Annotated in this window: 1 protein-coding gene; it reads left to right on the top strand. The window is 27.9% G+C overall.

The window, feature by feature from the left end; genetic code table 11:
- Positions 1-14 precede the first annotated feature (14 nt).
- On the top strand, positions 15-832 hold an 818-nt coding region (locus AJN64_RS02455; RefSeq protein ID WP_148122981.1), incomplete at its 3' end, for a 6-hydroxymethylpterin diphosphokinase MptE-like protein.

Below are 832 nucleotides of genomic sequence, written 5' to 3'. Positions count from 1 at the left end.
TTTAAGGAAACCTAATGACCATACTAGAAAAAAACATACAAGCTTTATTAAGTGGAGTAAATGAACCCTTAGGAAATAAACTTTTAAATTTCATACAAAATAAAACTTGTTCTCGTTTTAATATAGATGAAAATTTAAATATCTATGATAAAACTCATAATGTTTTTATGTATGAAAATTTAGAAGAAGAATTAAATTTTTTCTATCAAAGTATTTTAGAAAAAACTCCTAGATATCCTTTTATATGTATTTATGGTATAGGCAATGCTTTACTGATTAAAAATTTAGCTAAACACTATAAACATCTTTTTGTATTTGAAAGCGAAATAGAACTTTTCATCCTGGCTTTAAGTGTGCTAGATTTGAGTGAAGAGCTAAAAACTTATCAAGTGATATTGTTTGATGCAGCAGCCAAGGATGTGGAAATTCATATTGCTATGGTTTTTGATCAACAAAGCATTTTAGAGTATTTAAGTTTATATGAAATGTTTATTAGCTCGCATTATTATCTTAAATACTATGAAACTTCTATTTTATCTTTGAATGAACTTTGTATTAAAAGTGCAGCTGTAGCAATAAGAAATGCAGATATTTCTTGTTTTTTACCTTTGCTAACACATGGACAGTTTTTACAAAACATCCCTTCTATGCTTGAAAGCATTCCTTTTCAAAGAATCTTAAGTGAAAGAAAAAACAAATTTGAAAATGCTATAGTAGTTTCTGCAGGACCTAGTTTAGCTAAACAACTTCCTTTACTTAAAGCTTATCAAGATAAAGCAGTGATCTTTTGTGCTGATGGGGCTTTAAGTATGCTTGAAAAAGAAGGCATAGT

The sequence above is a fragment of the Campylobacter sp. BCW_4332 genome, from assembly GCF_001763175.1.
GTDB lineage: Bacteria > Campylobacterota > Campylobacteria > Campylobacterales > Campylobacteraceae > Campylobacter_D > Campylobacter_D jejuni.
This window is presented reverse-complemented; position numbering and strand designations above follow the sequence as displayed.